Origin of the sequence: Brevibacillus sp. SIMBA_040 (assembly GCF_046535075.1) — a bacterium.
GTDB lineage: Bacteria > Bacillota > Bacilli > Brevibacillales > Brevibacillaceae > Brevibacillus.
Map to the genome: position 1 here is coordinate 87,343 of NZ_JAWRXI010000014.1, position 16,707 is coordinate 104,049.

Annotated in this window: 17 protein-coding genes and 1 riboswitch; of the genes, 4 read left to right on the plus strand and 13 right to left on the minus strand. The window is 48.2% G+C overall.

What is annotated here, in order from left to right; translation table 11 throughout:
- Positions 1-50: 50 nt before the first annotated feature.
- On the minus strand, positions 51-2,939 hold the full coding sequence (dacB, locus tag SB752_RS22285) for a D-alanyl-D-alanine carboxypeptidase/D-alanyl-D-alanine endopeptidase (protein WP_410717735.1): 2,889 nt from the start codon (positions 2,937-2,939) through the stop codon (positions 51-53).
- A 171-nt stretch (positions 2,940-3,110) separates the two neighbouring features.
- On the opposite strand from dacB, the gene SB752_RS22290 reads away from it, so the two are divergent.
- Positions 3,111-3,656 (plus strand): hypothetical protein, encoded by a 546-nt coding sequence (locus tag SB752_RS22290; RefSeq protein WP_410717736.1) that lies wholly within the window; start codon positions 3,111-3,113, stop codon positions 3,654-3,656.
- A 291-nt stretch (positions 3,657-3,947) separates the two neighbouring features.
- Here SB752_RS22290 and SB752_RS22295 read toward each other — a convergent pair whose 3' ends face one another.
- Genes SB752_RS22295 through SB752_RS22305 form a run of 3 tightly spaced genes read right to left on the minus strand, consistent with a single transcriptional unit; the run spans position 3,948 to position 6,359 of the window.
- On the minus strand, positions 3,948-4,676 hold the full coding sequence (locus SB752_RS22295; RefSeq protein WP_410717781.1) for an ABC transporter permease: 729 nt from the start codon (positions 4,674-4,676) through the stop codon (positions 3,948-3,950).
- Positions 4,677-4,697: 21 nt separating this feature from the next.
- Positions 4,698-5,447: an ABC transporter permease gene (locus SB752_RS22300; protein ID WP_410717737.1), complete on the minus strand. Its 750-nt coding sequence runs from the start codon at positions 5,445-5,447 to the stop codon at positions 4,698-4,700.
- Positions 5,448-6,359, minus strand: coding sequence for an ABC transporter ATP-binding protein (locus tag SB752_RS22305; RefSeq protein ID WP_410717738.1), 912 nt, complete (start codon positions 6,357-6,359; stop codon positions 5,448-5,450). It abuts the gene before it with no gap.
- Between the two features lie 175 nt (positions 6,360-6,534).
- Here SB752_RS22305 and SB752_RS22310 point away from each other — a divergent pair, with 175 nt between their 5' ends.
- A complete protein-coding gene (locus tag SB752_RS22310) occupies positions 6,535-7,248 on the plus strand; it encodes a response regulator transcription factor (protein WP_410717739.1) in 714 nt (237 codons plus the stop codon).
- 3 nt (positions 7,249-7,251) lie between these two features.
- Positions 7,252-8,640: a sensor histidine kinase gene (locus SB752_RS22315; protein WP_410717740.1), complete on the plus strand. Its 1,389-nt coding sequence runs from the start codon at positions 7,252-7,254 to the stop codon at positions 8,638-8,640.
- Here the strand turns inward: SB752_RS22315 and SB752_RS22320 are convergent.
- The 9 genes from SB752_RS22320 to SB752_RS22360 form a co-directional block, all read right to left on the minus strand.
- Positions 8,618-9,646: an ABC transporter substrate-binding protein gene (locus SB752_RS22320; RefSeq protein WP_410717741.1), complete on the minus strand. Its 1,029-nt coding sequence runs from the start codon at positions 9,644-9,646 to the stop codon at positions 8,618-8,620. The genes SB752_RS22315 and SB752_RS22320 overlap by 23 nt on opposite strands.
- Positions 9,647-9,657: 11 nt before the next feature.
- Positions 9,658-10,434, minus strand: a complete 777-nt coding sequence (locus SB752_RS22325) for an ABC transporter permease (protein ID WP_410717742.1) — start codon at positions 10,432-10,434, stop codon at positions 9,658-9,660.
- Positions 10,434-11,210, minus strand: a complete 777-nt coding sequence (locus tag SB752_RS22330) for an ABC transporter ATP-binding protein (RefSeq protein WP_410717743.1) — start codon at positions 11,208-11,210, stop codon at positions 10,434-10,436. Before SB752_RS22330 ends, SB752_RS22325 begins: the two co-directional genes overlap by 1 nt.
- Positions 11,195-11,875 carry a thiaminase II gene (gene tenA / locus SB752_RS22335; RefSeq protein ID WP_410717744.1) on the minus strand — a complete coding sequence of 227 codons (681 nt, stop codon included), beginning with the start codon at positions 11,873-11,875 and terminating at the stop codon, positions 11,195-11,197. Before tenA ends, SB752_RS22330 begins: the two co-directional genes overlap by 16 nt.
- Positions 11,876-11,882: 7 nt before the next feature.
- Complete coding sequence (locus SB752_RS22340; RefSeq protein ID WP_410717745.1) at positions 11,883-13,178, minus strand: acetylornithine deacetylase; 1,296 nt, start codon at positions 13,176-13,178, stop codon at positions 11,883-11,885.
- On the minus strand, positions 13,171-13,941 hold the full coding sequence (locus SB752_RS22345) for a thiazole synthase (protein WP_410717746.1): 771 nt from the start codon (positions 13,939-13,941) through the stop codon (positions 13,171-13,173). Before SB752_RS22345 ends, SB752_RS22340 begins: the two co-directional genes overlap by 8 nt.
- Before the next feature lie 5 nt (positions 13,942-13,946).
- Positions 13,947-14,150: a sulfur carrier protein ThiS gene (gene thiS, locus SB752_RS22350; RefSeq protein ID WP_103106379.1), complete on the minus strand. Its 204-nt coding sequence runs from the start codon at positions 14,148-14,150 to the stop codon at positions 13,947-13,949.
- A 259-nt stretch (positions 14,151-14,409) separates the two neighbouring features.
- Positions 14,410-14,520: riboswitch (TPP riboswitch) on the minus strand.
- A 39-nt stretch (positions 14,521-14,559) separates the two neighbouring features.
- Positions 14,560-14,943, minus strand: coding sequence for a sporulation phosphorelay system protein KapB (gene kapB, locus SB752_RS22355; protein ID WP_410717782.1), 384 nt, complete (start codon positions 14,941-14,943; stop codon positions 14,560-14,562).
- Between the two features lie 42 nt (positions 14,944-14,985).
- A complete protein-coding gene (locus SB752_RS22360) occupies positions 14,986-16,200 on the minus strand; it encodes an alanyl-tRNA editing protein (protein WP_410717747.1) in 1,215 nt (404 codons plus the stop codon).
- Between the two features lie 89 nt (positions 16,201-16,289).
- On the opposite strand from SB752_RS22360, the gene SB752_RS22365 reads away from it, so the two are divergent.
- Entirely contained in the window at positions 16,290-16,685 is a 396-nt protein-coding gene (locus SB752_RS22365; RefSeq protein WP_410717748.1) for a DUF2203 domain-containing protein, read from the plus strand.
- Positions 16,686-16,707 lie beyond the last annotated feature (22 nt).

Consider the following 16,707-nt stretch of genomic DNA (forward strand, 5'->3'; position numbering starts at 1 on the left):
CTAAAAAAGGAATACCCCACGAAGGAGCATTCCTTTTTTCTGTTACGCCTTTATTCATATTCAGCGAGAAGTGTTACGATCTGATCCTGGATAGCTGTGAGCCATCGATTTTCCGCGTAGCCATTCGAGATGATGGATACAACAAGCCTCTCCCCGCTCTTCGTCGTGATATAGCCTGATAAGCTATTCACACCAGTCATTGATCCTGATTTCGCATGTAAATTGTTAGCCGCTGCCGTATCCTTCAGACGGTTTTTTAGTGTTCCATCTACACCAGCAACCGGCAAGGATTCATCAAACGCTGCAAACTCTGCCTGTTTGCTCATGCCCTCCAAAACAGAAAGGATGTGTCTTGCCGAGATGAGATTGTACCGAGTCAAACCAGAACCGTCAATCATATCGAAATTCGTTTTGCCACCAAGTGATGACACGGTTTCCAGCACGACTTCCGCTCCTGCCGATGAACTTCCTTCCCCTTTTTTGACTGCACCGACTGTTTTTAACAGCATTTCTGCATAAAAGTTGTCACTCTTCTTGTTCATATAGTGGACGATTTCTCGCAGGGGGCGTGAATGAAACTCGTTCCATTTCACTGCGGAGGCAGGAAGTAGTTGAACCAAAATCGTGCTATTCCCTCTAAAGGTCACTCCTTGTTTGGCCAAAACCTCCTTGAAGACGGTGGCTACATATTTGGCAGGCTCCTCGACAGGTACGCGCTCGTAATCATCGCCATGATCTAGTGGAAGATGGCCCGTGACTCGAATCGTATTGGTCCCACGTTCTCGTTCAATGGCAAACGTATTCTCTTCGCCCGCACCTACTGTCACCGCTTCGTTAATCACCTTCACATACGCGGTTTTGGGTAACAAATTCAGTTCTACTCGCTCATTGGGCTTCTTCGCTGGCTTGAATTCAACCATCACCGTACCCCTGTTCACAGCTAGTGCTCCGAGTGTTGGGTTGTAATAATAGCTTTCATCATCCCATGCCCAGCCTAATCCCAATCGCTGCTGATCAAAATAGCTTTCATCAACAATCAGATTGCCATTGATCTGCTTGATTCCCTGTTCCTTGATCCAGGCAGCCATCTGTTCGATTGAAACGCCATCCTGCGCCTTGAGTGCATTTTCGGTATGAAGCGTAGGGTCACCATATCCTTTTATGTAGACGTTACCTTGTTGCACACCGTTTTGCGTGACTGGAGCATCTCCGTAGATTTCGGTTTTAAACGTAAAATCTGGACCCAATTGCTTGAGTGCAGTAGCTGAAGTCAGCAATTTAAGATTGGAAGCTGGCGTAAGCAATGCATCCGCATCCCGTTCATACCATATCGCTTCTTCTCCCGACGAATCGAGTGATTTAACCATGACGCCAGCAGTGACCCCTGCCAAATCTGGTTGATCCAAAATCGGATCGATGAGCGCAGCGAGCTTGTAGGTCTTTTCCGCTTCGGGAACGTAACCCTCGGGTTCTTTTATTTCTGGGTAGGAAGCCAATAGGACTGCGACATAGTCTTGCAGATCTCTGGCGTATTTCGACTTGTATATTCCGTTGATCAGGATAGAAAATGCGATTTTATTTCCATTTTTGGCTGTAACATAGCCAGACAAGCTGTTGACACCGCCCATGGAGCCTGTTTTCGCTAGGACCTTCGCTTCAGCAACAGTTCCTTTTAACCGGTTTTGCAAGCTGCCATCTACGCCTGCAATTGGGAGCGATTGTTCCAGAACGTCGCGATATTCCTGATCTTGTACAAACATTAAAAGAGTAATCATTTGCTCGGGTGTAATCATATCAAACCGAGATAGACCTGAACCGTCTACTTGCGTAAAGCCAGTTACGATCCCAGCCGTCTTCATTACATCTGCTACTACCTCACTCCCGGCTTCAAAGCTGCCTTTTCCTTTTTGCGTCGCGCCTAACGTCTTCAACAGCATTTCGGCATAAAAGTTGTCACTCTCTTTGTTTAGCTCCACAATGATTTCACGGAGTGGTTTGGATAGATGCGTGTGAAAAGGGACTCCATTTGCCACGGTTGTCTTTTTCATTTCCGAATTTTGATTGATCTTGATCCCTTGAGCGACTAACTCCTGCTTCCACAGCTCCCCGACGAAGAGTGCCGGGTCCTCCATCGTTACATCCTCTTGATAAGGCGTGGCTTTTATACCGATCGTCCCCGATACAATCACTTCATTCTTTCCTCGCAGACGCTCTACCGTAATGCTGCGTTTGTCACCATCAACCGTTTTGAGCTGGTTGCTTAGCTTCACATACGTATTCGCAGGCTTCATCGAAAGCACGGGAGGAGCTGCTACTGTTTTGCCAGGTGTCATGGTTACGGTCACAAAATTTTTGTGGACAGCCAGCGCGCTTAGTTGAGCGCTGTACCCAAAAGGCTCATCATCCCACATCCAGCTTACGCCCAAACGAGTGTCATCGAAGTAGCTTTCATCAAGGAGCAGATTTCCGGTAATATGCTTGATGCCTTTTTCGTTTAGCGTAGCCGCCAATGTTTTGAGATCCTCAGGTGTTAAGCTCGGGTCTCCGTATCCTTTTAAAATCAAATCTCCAGTTAGTACTCCACCATTCGTCAGCTTGCCAGCTACATAGACTTCCGTCTTCCACTGATAAGCCGGGCCCAGTTTATCAAGTCCTGCTACGGTTGTAAAAAGCTTCATGTTAGAGGCCGGGATGTAGTTTCGCGCTACATTGTGTCTATACAGGTATGTATTTTCGGTTAGATCATAGACAGCAATCCCTGCGTGCAAGCCCATGCTGTTCTCGTCTTTTTTTAAATCAAAGAGGTATTTCTCAATGCTTGCGGACAGGGGGCTTGCCGCCTCTGTGCTTTTTGCATAAGCAGGAACTGCTGCCATCTGCAGTGCCACCATCAGCATGAGAATCCACATACAGACGCGTCTGATGCTCAGGTAATTCATAATAACCTCCTCATCCTATTCTTTTCAGTTGCACCAAAATATGCAGCTCGCTCCCATGATAGCATGTAATTTGTATTTTCGGAATATTACCATAATACCAAAATCTGATTAACATAACTGTCGCTGTCTATACTAATTGTCATGACTATTTAAGAGCTGGAGGAAACCACGATGTTCTATCGAGTCTTACTAGCCCTTTTCATCCTGACTGGATCCGTGTTGCTGCCTGTCTCTGCAGCTCCGGCCATTGGAGATTTAGAAGTAGATGCTACCACAGCCAGTTCATGGCAGGAGCTTGCGAAACGAAGTGAATTAATTGTGATTGCTTGGGCAGATAGCGCAGGGCACTCCTATCCAACCAGACACGCTGTCGAACAGGGAAAGCTCGTAAACTACACCCAGACCTTGCAAATCAAAAAAGTCCTAAAAGGGGCTCCACCTCGTCTCCTGAATGTGGTTAGCACGGGCGTAGAGCCTATGCCTGACGCATCAAGTCCTCTCAATTTCAAATATCCAGGGCCGCTTGGTGAAGGAAACTACGTACTCTTTCTCCAACCAGTCAAAGGAACCTCTTATTACAGCATCACCGGGCTATGGCAGGGTGTCTACCCACTGTATCAAGGGCGGACCATTGCGCTCGAGGGCGTTGGTTTTGCTGAATTAAACCAGCTGTCTCTAGCAGAGCTCGAGCTGAAGCTCAAGAGCGCTGCGCCCTGACCGTTCCTATCATTACATACGCAAAAAGCCGCTCGTTTCTGCCGAGCGGCTTTTTGCATACAAAGCTATGGGTAATTCAGTTTGCCATTGCGTACATGAAGATCACCATGGAGACTGCACATGCAACAATGACACCGACAAAGCTCAAAATGACCAATTTGTTGTTGCTATTGTTGTTCTGATTATCGCTCATCAAAACGACTCCTCGTACAAGCATTCATCTTTTATTATAAGGTGAATCTCTACGAAAAGGAAATGAAGGTTGTGAATAAAGAAAGAATCTTCTGCGTGCTACGCCGCTAAATCTGTCTTATGCAGCCAGCGGATAGCAAGGAAAGACACTGTCACCAAATAGCTTATACTCATCACAAAAAACTGAATCGTTTCAACGCTCGTCAAGCTTTCTTGGCTCAGCACGCCCATCCCGATGGTAAGGAGCGAGTGCGGAAAGAAAAAGCCGAGTTTTGCTATGTACATTCCCAGTCCGAGAAAAACGCAGCAAAGACTAATCCCGATCGGAGTGGCAAAGCTGTGGATGCGCATCGAAAGCCAGAGCTGAATCACGGCAATCGACATAGCGGCAAGCCAGCCTCGCATGATCCATCCGAGTGCTTCGACAGGAAAAGGCGTATCGATTTTAAATGCTGTACCAGCCACGTAAAAGAGAAAAAGAAACAGGCTCTGTACGAATAACGCAAATACGCCGATTACCACCAATTTTGCCAGAAACACGTATGCAACTGGCAGAGGGGCAGTCATCACCATGTTCCAGTTTTTATTCGTATGCTCAAGCCTGCACACATACGCGCAGCATATCGCAATCAGGACGGGCAAGAAAAATTCGCCGTAGAAAAGACTTACCTGTGTCCACAAGCTGTACCACCCGTATTGCAAAGCCCCTCGATTGAAGTAGTAATTCGCAGAGCCAATGAACGCACTGATCACAGGAAGGACTATAAGGATTAGCCACATCCTTGAATGGCGCAGCTTAAAAAACTCTGCAGAGATACATCTAGTCAGCATGTATAGCCTCCTCATTCCTTAAACTTCTCGTCGTGATGCAAAATAGCTACCTGCTCCGTAAACAACCACGGCCATGGCAAGTACAACCATTGGCAAAACGACTCCACTGCTTCTCGTAACAAACTCCATCGTCTGATTGACGTACTGGTACGTAACTGGACTCAAGCCCGAATAATACGACCAGATAAATAGTCGACCAATCTCGGACGGGAAGAGGTCTGAGGTCATCCCGATGAAACCACCGATCATTCCTAGGCTTAAGCAGAACGCTTGGTTTTTGATCATAATGGATACCCATTGCTGTAATCCGATGACCACTAGATTGGTTAGTACGGTTCCACAAAAATAGCCAATCAGTAACGAAATCGGAACTGGATCAGCAAGTGGTAGTCCATAGCCGATACCTATGATGACCATTACCTGCATAATGGCTGCAAAGGTCAGCAATACATTTGCACACGTGTATTTGGCAGCATACAATTGATTTTTGTTTACAGCCGCGGCCATTAAAAGTCCCCAAGTGTTCCCCTTGTGCTCCATATCACAAAGGCGAGAAACGACGACTGCTGCAAGGATCGGCAAAAACAAACCGTTCATCGACGAAACCGTCACCAGCATCGCTTCCCATCCTGTGCTCTCCGGGTTTCTTGCAAGGGAAATACTGACGGACGCAAACACCCAGCCGAGCTCCACACTTAAAAACAGCGTAATCATCAACGGAAGGTGCTTGCGTCGCAGCTTATAAAACTCCAGCCCTAGTGCATTCATCTACAGACTCCGCTCCTTTCCCGTAAGTTCCAGGAAGATCGTCTCCAGGTTCTTTCTCTGTTCGGAAATCCGTATGACATCTATTCCGTCATGAACAAGTACGCGATTGACTTCTGCTACCTCGCTGTCCGTTACAGCAGGCAAACGCAGAAAACCGTCCGTACATGCTGCTCTAAATCCAGAGTGGAAAAGAAGTTTCATCGCTCGTTCATTATCACCTGTCTTAATGGATATCACCGCTTGATGCTTCTTCTTCAGCTCTTCCATACTTCCCTGATACAACAGCTGCCCATCGTGAATAATGCCGACACTGGTCGCTATTTGTTCAATTTCTGTAAGCAGGTGACTGGAGATGAAGACAGTCATGCCATACAGCTCTGGCAGTGAACGGATCAGCTCGCGTATTTCGCCAATGCCAGAAGGGTCAAGCCCATTCGTAGGCTCATCGAGAATGAGCAGCTTCGGAAAGTGGAGAAGTGCCATCGCAATCCCGAGCCGCTGTTTCATCCCCAATGAATACTGTCCTACTTTTTTATCCTTTTGCTTTTCCAATCGCACGATGCGTAGTGCTTCTGTGATGTTTTTGTCTGGCACATCTCGTATGCGCTGAAATACCCTCAGGTTTTCCAGGCCAGTAAGGTGTGCGTAGTACGAAGGTGATTCGATTAATGATCCCGTTTGTTTCAAAATCGCTTGGCGGCTTTTGCTGAAATTTTTTCCAAATACAAAGACCTGCCCGCTAGTAGGCTTCACCAGACCCAAGAGCATTTTGATGGTAGTTGTCTTCCCAGCGCCATTCGGACCTAGAAAACCATAAATGTCCCCTTCATTTACCTCTACATTTACCGAATTGACCCGATAATCGGCTCCGTATCGTTTCGTCAGGCTGCGCGTAGTAACAATCGTATCCAAAGCTGTTCACTCCCGTCTTCTTGTATACACGATATTTGCTTCACAGGAAAAGCATATACGCGGCACCCTACCCCAAGCTGACGACAACCTTACAGTTACCTTAAATCAACTAGAAAGAGAAGCTGGCCGGTAGAAGCACAGCAAATAGCCAGTATAATGTAAGCAGGTGATGAATGTGTTTGAAGATGTAAAGCAAAAAAAAATACTCATCGTGGATGATGAGCTGGAAATCAGAAATATGATCGATGGTTTTTTACGCAAGGAAGGCTTTTTTCGTATTTTTCAAGCTGCGAGCTGCGGTGAAGCTCTGACTGCATGTCGGACCGAAAAGCCTGACATTGCCATCCTGGATGTGATGCTTCCCGATGGCGACGGCTTTGCCCTGCTATCTTCTATTCGCCGCTTCTCACAGATTCCCGTCCTATTTCTGTCCGCAAGAGGCGAAGATGAAGACAGGCTGCTCGGGCTCGGATTAGGTGCTGACGATTACATGGTCAAGCCTTTTTTGCCAAAAGAGCTCGTCCTGCGTCTGCACGCTATTTTGCGCCGGGTCTATATTCCACCTGTGGATGTGCCCCACCCGATATTTAACCTCGGCAGCCAAACAGTCGATTTGAATGCTGCTGTGGTTCGCAGGGAACAAGGCAATCTAACCTTGACGGCAAAAGAACATGCCATCCTTGTAAAGCTATATGAAAACCGTGGGCGAATCGTTACGAGCGACGCTCTTTGTCAAGCGGTGTGGGGCGACGATTATTTTGGCTATGAAAATACACTAATGGTACATATCAGAAGGATTCGGGAAAAGATTGAAGCCACTCCTTCCTCTCCCGAATACTTGCTCACCGCTAGAGGACTAGGATACAAACTAGACGTAAAGGAAGAGTAAAAAATGGATGGTGTTGTTCGCATCTTGCACCGATATATCGGTACCACAATCGTGATCGCAGTGTTTCTACTCATTCTTAACTTTATCTTTCTCGGAACATGGGTTTTCGCTGGAATGAATGAGGGGCTTCCTCCAGCAAGCATCGCACAGCACGTAACAGAAGGATTAACCATCTCCGAATCTCGTTTTTCTTTGGAACCTGCGGCGGAAAAACTTCTGCGCCAAAACTATGCCTGGGCTATGCTACTGGATGCTCAAGGACAGATCGCGTGGAGCTACTCTCTCCCCAACGAGCTGTCTCATTCCTATTCACTGGTGCAAGTCGCACAGTTTTCGCGAAATTACTTACAGGATTATCCAGTATATGTCTGGGAGCATACACAAGGACTCGTCGTCGTAGGCTTTCCGAAAGACAGTGTTGCCAAATATCAATTTGTCTTTCCGATTGATTGGATCAGCAATCTCCCCTATCGTTTTTTGGCTCTGCTGGCTGGCAATGTCGTACTAGCCTTACTTGTGGCCCTGCTGATCGGCTCCAGATTTGTTACGTCGATTAAACCTCTCGTTCGCGGGATTCATGCACTCGCAGATGAACAGCAAGCCTATGTCGAGCCCAAAGGTGTATTAAGCAGCCTGGCAAAAAGCATGAACCAAACGTCAACACTCCTCCAACAAAAAAATGAGATGCTAAAAGCAAGAGATGAAGCGCGTTCAAACTGGATTGCTGGAATCTCCCACGATATCCGCACACCGCTCTCCATGGTTCTAGGCTATGCAAGTGAGCTGGAGGAAAGCGAGCGCATACCCATAGAGGAGCAGAAGAAAGCTGGTATCATTCGTAAGCAGGGCGAAAAGCTGCGCTCACTCGTTCATGATTTGAATTTAGTTTCTATGCTGGAGTATGACATGCAGCCATTGTACCCGAAGCCATTGAGACTGTCAGCCATTGCCCGGAGTATTGCTACTGAATTTCTGAATAACGGATTGGATGATTCTTATACACTGGAGGTTGATCTCTCAGATGAATGTATCGTGGTAAACGGGGATGAAAAGCTTTTGACGCGGGCTGTCTCCAATCTGGTTCAAAACAGTATCACGCACAATCCGAAAGGCTGTCGAATTGTCTTGCGCACAGAGCTATCAGCAGATCGCCTGTCTGGTCGAATCATCGTTACAGACAACGGCAAGGGGTATCCGTCAGACGATCTCTCAGATTTGCTAGAGCTGCCCTACTCTACAAAAAGAAAAAGCCCGGTCCAAAACGGACACGGACTTGGTTTGCCAATGGTCGCAAGGATTGCCAAAGCCCATCGAGGGCAGCTTTTGCTGACAAGTACGATCGGAAACGGTATGGCATCTGAAATTGTTCTTACCGTGCAAGGTCGCGCATGACCTGCTCGGCTTTTACATCTGTTGTAATCAGTTTTTCGTTTTTCATCCAATCAATAAGCGTTTGCCATGACTCAGCCGTTTGATAGCCAAATGGCTTATCACCAGCATCCATCATCGGAATCAGGATATCCAGGCTTTTTGTCTCGATGTCTTTTTCAAGTGGGAATTCTCCTGCCTGTTTTGCCAGGAGCAGGTCGAGTGCCTTTTCCTTATTGTTTTTCACGTAGTCTTGACCTTTGGCAATTGCGCGCAGGAGCGCTTCGATCGCCTGCTGTTTTTTGCCGAAGGTGTCGTCGCTAGTAGTAAGCACCAGCTCATAGTAGTCAGGCACACCAAACTCAAATGGCTTAAAGGCATGAACAGCTACCCCATTTTTTTCGAGAATCAATTGCTCGTGGTTGATGTATCCTCCCACTACAGCATCTACCTTCTTGGCAGTCAGTGCAGGCACGATGTCAAAACCGATATCGGTAAACGAGAGACCCGAATCGTCTCCCCCTGCCTGTTTCACTACTGTTCGAACGATCGACTCATCCAGTGGAATGGACGGGTAACCGATATTTTTACCGGCAAGCTGCTGCGGGGTGTCGATACCACTGTCCTTGCGTGTCATGATGACGTTGAGCGGATGGCGTACAAGTGCCCCGACAGAAAGCACAGGAATTCCTTCTGAGCGAGCCTGGACGACCTGTGGTTGATAGCTGATTGCCAAATCAACCTTCCCTGCTGCAGCCATTTTGAGTGGATCATTGCTGTCAGATGGCATTTGCAGATTTACCTTGAGGTTTTCTTCCTTGAAAAAGCCTTGGTCTTCCGCTGCATACAGGAAGGAGTGAACTGCGTTTGGATACCAATCAAGTGCAATCGTCAGCTCTGTCGGTTCTCCTCCTTTTGCTTCCGGCGCCGATGTGCCAGGGCTGGTTCCCGCTTGGTTTCCGCAAGCTGCCAGACCTGTAGCGAGCGTCAGTGCCATTATTGTTTTCGTCCACGTATTTACACGTTTCATTGGTGTTCCTCCTAGTTTTTCACGTTGCTGCTTTTTTTCACTTTTACTTGCGGGCTAAAATGCCGCTCGACTCTTCCTACCAGCCAAAAGAGCAGCATCCCGAGCATAGATAACAGCAGGACTGAGGCAAACAAAGCTGGTGCCTGAAAATTACCAGAGGCGCGCCGGCCGAAATAGCCGAGTCCTTCACTCGCCCCAAGCCACTCCCCGATGGTTGCTCCCGCGACGCTGTACGTAGCAGCTACCTTTAATCCGCTAAAAAAGTGCGGCAGGCTCGATGGCAGCTGTAGCTTGGTAAAAATTTGCCCGCGTGTGGCCCCCATCGTTTTTAGTAGATTCAATGTATCTTTATCTGTGGAGCGCAGCCCATCATACGTATTGACTACGATCGGGAAAAAAGTAAACAAGATTGTGACCGCGATTTTTCCCGATAAATCATAGCCGAACCACAAAATAAAAACGGGTGATAATGCTATAATTGGGATTGTTTGGGAAATAACGATATAGGGGTAGACCAATCGCTCGACGATGCGACTCGCGTTCATCGCAAAGGCAAGCGATATCCCAAACACGATGGAAATTGACAACCCGATCAAAACCTCTTTTAGAGTCGCCCATAAATGCAAACCCAGAAGTGATTCACGCAGCTCCCATAAAGAAATCGCCACAGCACTCGGTGGGGGCAAAATAAACGGTGGAATCGCAAGCAACCGACAAGCGAGCTCCCACGCGATTAGGAACAGGGCGATGGAAAAACCAAACCAGACGCCTCTTTGCCAATGTCCCATTACGCTTCCCTCCCCAAGGAGGGCTGGCTCCGATGGCTGCGGAGCAAATCCCATATTTCCTCACGCAAAGCGAGGAACCCAGACTGATTGCGACTGACCAACGAACGTGGGCGATTAATCGAGACCCGAAGCTCAATTGGTTTCGTAATCGGTTTACCCGTAAGTACAACGACCCGATCCGCCAGTAAAATCGCTTCATCGATATCATGCGTAATCATCAGCATCGTGCTTCCCGTTTCCTGCCACTTGGCCATCAGCCATTCTTGCATGTCCATCCGGGTAATCCCGTCGAGAGAGCTGAAGGGTTCATCCAGAAGCATCATGCTTGAGCTTGACAGCAGGGCACGTAAAAAGGACACTCGTTGGCGCATCCCACCAGAAAGCTGTGCGGGATAAGCGTCCGCCCATTCTTTCAGACCGTATTGGGGAAGCTCATTTCTCACTCTCTCATGTGCTTCTTTTTTGGAGATGCCTTGGATTTCCAGTGGCAATGCAGCGTTTTCAACAATTGTACGCCACGGCATCAGTAAATCGCGCTGGGGCATATAGCCTACTTGCCCCAGCCGATTTGCCATCGCTTCTCCTCCTAGCAGTATCTCTCCCTGTTGTGGCTGCAAGACCCCTGCTATCAGTTGAAACAATGTGCTTTTGCCAATCCCGCTTGGTCCGATCAGACTTACAAATTCGCCTTTGGCTACGGTTAGGTCAAAGTTGTCGAGGATCGGTTGATCACCATAGGCAAATCGGACACCAGCGAAGGCTAGTTGATCTCGCACGGCCACATTTCCTTTCTGTACGCCATATCCCAGAACATATACTCCATTTTTGTGGTATACAGGAAATGTTCTTCGAGTCGAGCCAGTTCTTGCTCGTTCTTGCCGTCCGCCAACTCGTTCATAATATCGATCAGCCAAATTGCAAGCTGTCCAAACTCATCAGAGCTGTACATCCGCACCCATTCACCGTACAATTCATGCTCCAGAGCACCTTCTACTTTGGCCAAATGCTTGCCGATCTCCCAGTAGCTCCACGTGCAAGGCAGCAAGGAACTAACAAGCTCCGCCAATGATCCTTGATGAGCAACGCGCAGCATGTAGCTGGTATAAGCCAGCATCACAAAGGACGGCTTTGTTGCTTCCAGTTCCTCTCGAGAGATGCCAAAGCGTTCTGCATACTCTCGATGCAGCTCCATCTCCCCATTCAGCGTCGCTTCCTGCAAGCCTGCGAATCTGGCACTTGTAGTCAAGTCATAGGCTTTCGTGCTTGCCAGTGCAAACATTTTGGCGTAGTCGATCAAGTAGACGTAATCTTGCTTCATATAAAACTTGAACGAATCTACTGGCAAGCTGCCATCACCGAGCCCGGTAACAAACGGATGTTTATGCGTCTGTTCCCAAATCGGAGCCACACTGTTCCACAGTCGTTCTGTAAATTTTGTCATGATACATTCACTCCTTCGCATTTTTTGCCGTATTGCACCATTCGGCGATGAATCTGGCCATGATTTGGGCAAATTGGACAAGCTGTTCCGGATTGATAGATTCATCGACGGAATGAGCATGCTCTAGCTCTCCCGGCCCAAACAGAACGGCAGGAATTCCCGCATGAGCAAACCACCCCACATCGGTCACGCTCGGAGACATGTCAACCACCGGAGCTTGCTGTAGCTGGTTTTCGTAGGCAGATTGCAGCATGGCAAGTGCAGGATGATTTTGATCCAATTCTAGGGATGGAAAAATCTCTCCGCGCTCTTCGATCATAGAGCGGCCGCCCCAGCGAAAAGTTGGCGGATGATCCCGTAGCCACACATCGGCTGCTGCAGCTCTCAGCACATGGTCTTCCACCTCGCGAATAATCTGTTCGTACGATTCATTCGGGTAAAAATGGACCGTAATCCACAGTGCGCAGCGATCTGCAATAAAAGCAGCATGGCGCCCACCCTCGATCACAGCAGGATTAATTGTATTGCTACCCGCCGGGAAGCCTGGATACGATTTCAACACTGCCCAGTCTCGTTCGAGCTCTTGCAGGGCACTCATGATTTTCATCATTTTTTCAATTGCTGAGGCTCCTCGAACAGCGCCCCCAGCGTGAATGGTTTTAGATCGCATTCCGTCATGCAGAGTCGATGGACTTTCGATCGTGATCCAGCCAGTGATGACGCCCCCCTGACCTTGCATGTGCAGGTCACTCGAATCGACAACCACTGCGTAATCTGCCGTATAGCCACGTTCGATCGCTACCAGTGTTCCAGCTTCTCCTGCTTCCTCTCCGATAACGGATTGGAACATCAGATCGCCTTTGAATTCGATTCCATGCTCGCGAAGCATTTTAATCGCAAACAGTGAAGCAGCCAAACCGCCTTTCATATCTGCCACACCACGGCCATAAAGACGCCCATCCTCCCCTTTAGACAAAGAAAAGGGTGGGTATGTCCAACCGCTGTCGTCTCCCACTTCAGCGACGTCCATATGACCATTGATAATGAGGCTATTGGCTTCGCTTGGTGCCGTTCCCCGGAGACGACCCACAACATTGTCGTCCCCAGGATACACTTCCCACCGATCGATCTCGAAGCCTATTGCTTGCAGTTCATTTGCCAGGAAGGACTGTGCGCCATCACTGTTTCGTGCAGGCGGACTAACCGTCGGATGAGCGACCAGCTCCTGCAACAACGCGAACATCTCTTCTCTGCGGTTAGCAATCGCTGCTATTGCCTCCTGTAGACGGTCCACGTTACTCAATCATCCCTTCCGTTGGGCTGCTCGCAGACGCGTAACGTTTTTTGGCGATTCGACCTGCCAAGAAGCCTTTGCGTCCGGCTTCTACACCGAGCTTCATTGCTTCAGCCATGAGTACGGGATTGTCTGCGAGAGCGACGGCTGTGTTGAGTAGCACGCCATCAGCGCCAAGTTCCATTGCTTTTGCACAATCCGCGGGGGCACCAATTCCTGCGTCAACGATGATCGGTACTGTCGCTTCTTCAATGATAAAGCGCAGATTGTTTTCATTTACGATTCCTTGACCGGAACCAATCGGAGAAGCACCTGGCATGACTGCATGCACGCCAACCTCTTGCAGACGTCTTGCCAGAATCGGATCGTCATTGGTGTACGTCAAAACGATAAAGCCCTCTTCAACAAGGATTTTCGAAGCTTCCAGCGTGCCGATCGGATCAGGCAGCAGCGTTTTGGGATCGCCGATAACTTCGACCTTGATCATGTCACACAGACCGGATGCTTTTGCCAGGCGAGCGATACGGACTGCTTCCTCAGCAGTATAAGCACCTGCCGTATTTGGCAAGAGCGTAAATTTTTTCAGATCGAGCTGTTCCAAAAAGTTAGGCTCTTGCGGATTTTCCAAATTAAGTCTGCGAATGGCAAACGTCAAAATTTCTGCCTCTGATACTTCCACCGCTTTTCCTTGTGTATCCAGATCCGCAAACTTACCTGTACCCAAAAGCAAGCGCGAACGGAATTCGTAAGGTCCAATTTTCAATGCATCCATGATGATCATCCTCCTCCTACAAAATGAACAATTTCTATGCGATCCCCATCAGCAATGGGTGTCGTCTCATACTGGGAACGATCTATGATGTCGCCATTTTGCTCCACCACTACAATCTTCTCTTGCAGCTGGTAAGATGCCAGCAATTCACGCAACGTGCCGATTTCTGCTGCCAACTCTACTTTTTTTCCATTCAGTTGAACAACCATTGTATTCCTCCTTCTCATGCGCCCCAAGGATTGTACTCTGCAACATAAACGTCCCGCTTATAAATTCTTACACGTAGAAAAAAAGCTCCCCCCACCTGCTGGTTTACACCCAGTCAGACAGAAGAAGCCGAATAACGGTACACCCTAAAGCGAATGGCGAATAAAAAAACCATCCGCCTTGGGATGGTTGAGTTTCGATCCTCTCGAAGAAGTTCTCGTTTAAGTGTGGATGCACTCAAAAAGACATCTTCTAGTGATAACGATTCGCTATACCTCTTCCTCCGCTGGCATGACCCAGGTCAGGTTCAACGGTCAGTAACACATTCGTTACAATCTCAGCCAACAATGCTCGGCCCCCGTTTGGTAGTTAACCTATTCAGTTGTCTTGCTCGATTTCTACAGTACCACTCTATTTTCTGTTTGTAAAGGTTTCCTTGTGCAATGCTTCCAATTCAACCAGACAACGCTCTGCCCAGATGGACATTTTTCTGAGCTTGTCCATCTCGCGCTCCATTGCCACGCGAACAGACTCCTTATAATCAGGAATCGCCCCATTATAACGAATCGGCCCTACAGATGAAGTCATAAATTTTTCTTGATAAGACAAGGCTGGGCGCTGATGAAACAAAGGAACGTCAACCTCAAACGATGTGTGCAGGTCGCCCTGTGTCGGAAATTTGGTTACTGCCAGTACCTTTACCAACAGCTTGCTATCATGGTTTTCTAGCACTTCCGTAATATATTCTCCCGTTTTTTGTGTGACACGTACGATATCTCCCGGGTTCCACATCATCATGATCTCCTCCTCAACGATACGAATGATTTATACTCCAGCTTATGCTTCCAATGCTGTTTCCAATAGCTTGCGTGCGTGAGCAAGTACATCTTCGGCAGCCATCACAGGTTGTCCACCGCCTTGAGCCATAGCAGGGTTCCCGCCACCTTTTCCAGAAATGAGCGGCAGCGTTTCTTTTATCAGTTGATTGACTGCTACCGTAGAAGCTTGTCCGCGAGCAAATACGAGCTGTAATTTTTCCCCTGTCGCAGCCAGGAGACAAACCGTATCTGGTGCCTCAGCCGTCATCATTTGGGCAAATTGCTGGAGCTCTTGTATCGTTTTATCAGTAAAGGCAAGCTGGATTAAGCGTACGCTTCCTATTGTTGTAGCATGTGCGAGTTGCTTTTGCACCTCGACACCTAGCAGCAGCTTTTCTTTTTCCATAAGCGTTTGTTTCAGGAGATCCCGCTCTGCAATGACTCTCTGCGTCTGCTCGATCAGCTCTGCTTCACTCGTTAGCAAATCACGCGCCAGCTCACGAACGGTCGCTAGCTTGCGGGTGTAATCACGCAATGCTCGCCAGCCGCAAATAAACTCCAGACGGATATTGCCGCGATGGCGTTCCCAGCCCAAGATTTTAATCATCCCGACTTCGCTTGTCCGCACAGGATGGGTTCCACCACATGGATTGTAGTCAAAATCGGGAATCATGACCACGCGAATATTTTCGGTCACGGTTGGCTGTTTTTTCAATGGAAGTGTAGCCAGCTCAGCCTCTTCTACAAAACGAGCAATGATCGGGTGATTTTCGAGGACGACCTGGTTTGCTCGCTGCTCTACCTTTGTCCACACATCCTCCGTTAATTCATCCAGACGCACATCGATTGTGACGCGTTCTTTGCCCAAATGAAAAGCGAGCGTCTCCGCTTGTACTACCTCTAGAAAAGCGGCGGAGAGAATATGCTGACCTGCATGCTGCTGCATATGGTCAAAGCGGCGCTCCCAATCAATCTGCCCAGTTACCTCAGTAATCTCTTCTGGCAATGAAGATGCCAGCCTATGACGCACTTCGCCACCAATTTCTTCGACATCCACCACTTGAATATCGCCGAGCAGCCCTAAATCACACGGCTGTCCGCCACCTGTTGGATAAAAGGCGGTCTTGCTAAGCACTACATACGCAGTACCATCTTCCTCTGTTCCTCTTTTAGTGATTTGCGCTGAAAATGTTTGAATGTAGGCATCTTGGTAATACAATCTATCTTTCATCATGACTCCTTGCCGTATGGAACCATTCCACACTTGTCTTTTATTCCAGCATTTTCTCTGGCTAGTCGTTGCTAGTATAATAGAGTTAGGAGGTGTTTTCTTTGACCAAAAAACTGTTTACGCTAGAAGAAGCCAATGACCTGCTGCCGTATATACGCGAAGAGCTCTCCTTTTTACAGGAAGCGAAACGCTCTTTCTATAATCTCTATCAGCAGCGTGAGCAGATAAAAAGGCAACAGCCCCTAGATGAACAAGAGCTGTTTACGCTGGAATGCCGTCTAGAATTTTTGGAGCTGGAAGCCCAAATGCATATCACGCAGCTGATTTCAAAAGGAGTCCAGGTCAAGGATATCGACATCGGGTTGTTTGACTTTCCAGCGATGTTGGGCGGCAAGGAAATCCTGCTGTGCTGGCGCGCCGGCGAGGACGCGATTACGCATTATCACGGTCTTCACGAAGGCTTCGCAGGTCGCAAGCGAATCGACTAAGCCAGATTGCGGCGTGTCAATC

Excerpts from the sequence above, each read along its gene's own strand:
- kapB (WP_410717782.1), bottom strand. The coding sequence starts at position 14,943 with ATGATGTGGAACCCGGGAGATATCGTACGTGTCACACAAAAAACGGGA.
- SB752_RS22325 (WP_410717742.1), bottom strand. The coding sequence starts at position 10,434 with ATGGGACATTGGCAAAGAGGCGTCTGGTTTGGTTTTTCCATCGCCCTG.
- SB752_RS22345 (WP_410717746.1), bottom strand. The coding sequence starts at position 13,941 with ATGGATGCATTGAAAATTGGACCTTACGAATTCCGTTCGCGCTTGCTT.
- SB752_RS22300 (WP_410717737.1), bottom strand. The coding sequence starts at position 5,447 with ATGAATGCACTAGGGCTGGAGTTTTATAAGCTGCGACGCAAGCACCTT.
- thiS (WP_103106379.1), bottom strand. The coding sequence starts at position 14,150 with ATGGTTGTTCAACTGAATGGAAAAAAAGTAGAGTTGGCAGCAGAAATC.
- tenA (WP_410717744.1), bottom strand. The coding sequence starts at position 11,875 with ATGACAAAATTTACAGAACGACTGTGGAACAGTGTGGCTCCGATTTGG.
- SB752_RS22290 (WP_410717736.1), top strand. The coding sequence starts at position 3,111 with ATGTTCTATCGAGTCTTACTAGCCCTTTTCATCCTGACTGGATCCGTG.
- SB752_RS22360 (WP_410717747.1), bottom strand. The coding sequence starts at position 16,200 with ATGATGAAAGATAGATTGTATTACCAAGATGCCTACATTCAAACATTT.
- SB752_RS22315 (WP_410717740.1), top strand. The coding sequence starts at position 7,252 with ATGGATGGTGTTGTTCGCATCTTGCACCGATATATCGGTACCACAATC.
- SB752_RS22320 (WP_410717741.1), bottom strand. The coding sequence starts at position 9,646 with ATGAAACGTGTAAATACGTGGACGAAAACAATAATGGCACTGACGCTC.
- dacB (WP_410717735.1), bottom strand. The coding sequence starts at position 2,939 with ATGAATTACCTGAGCATCAGACGCGTCTGTATGTGGATTCTCATGCTG.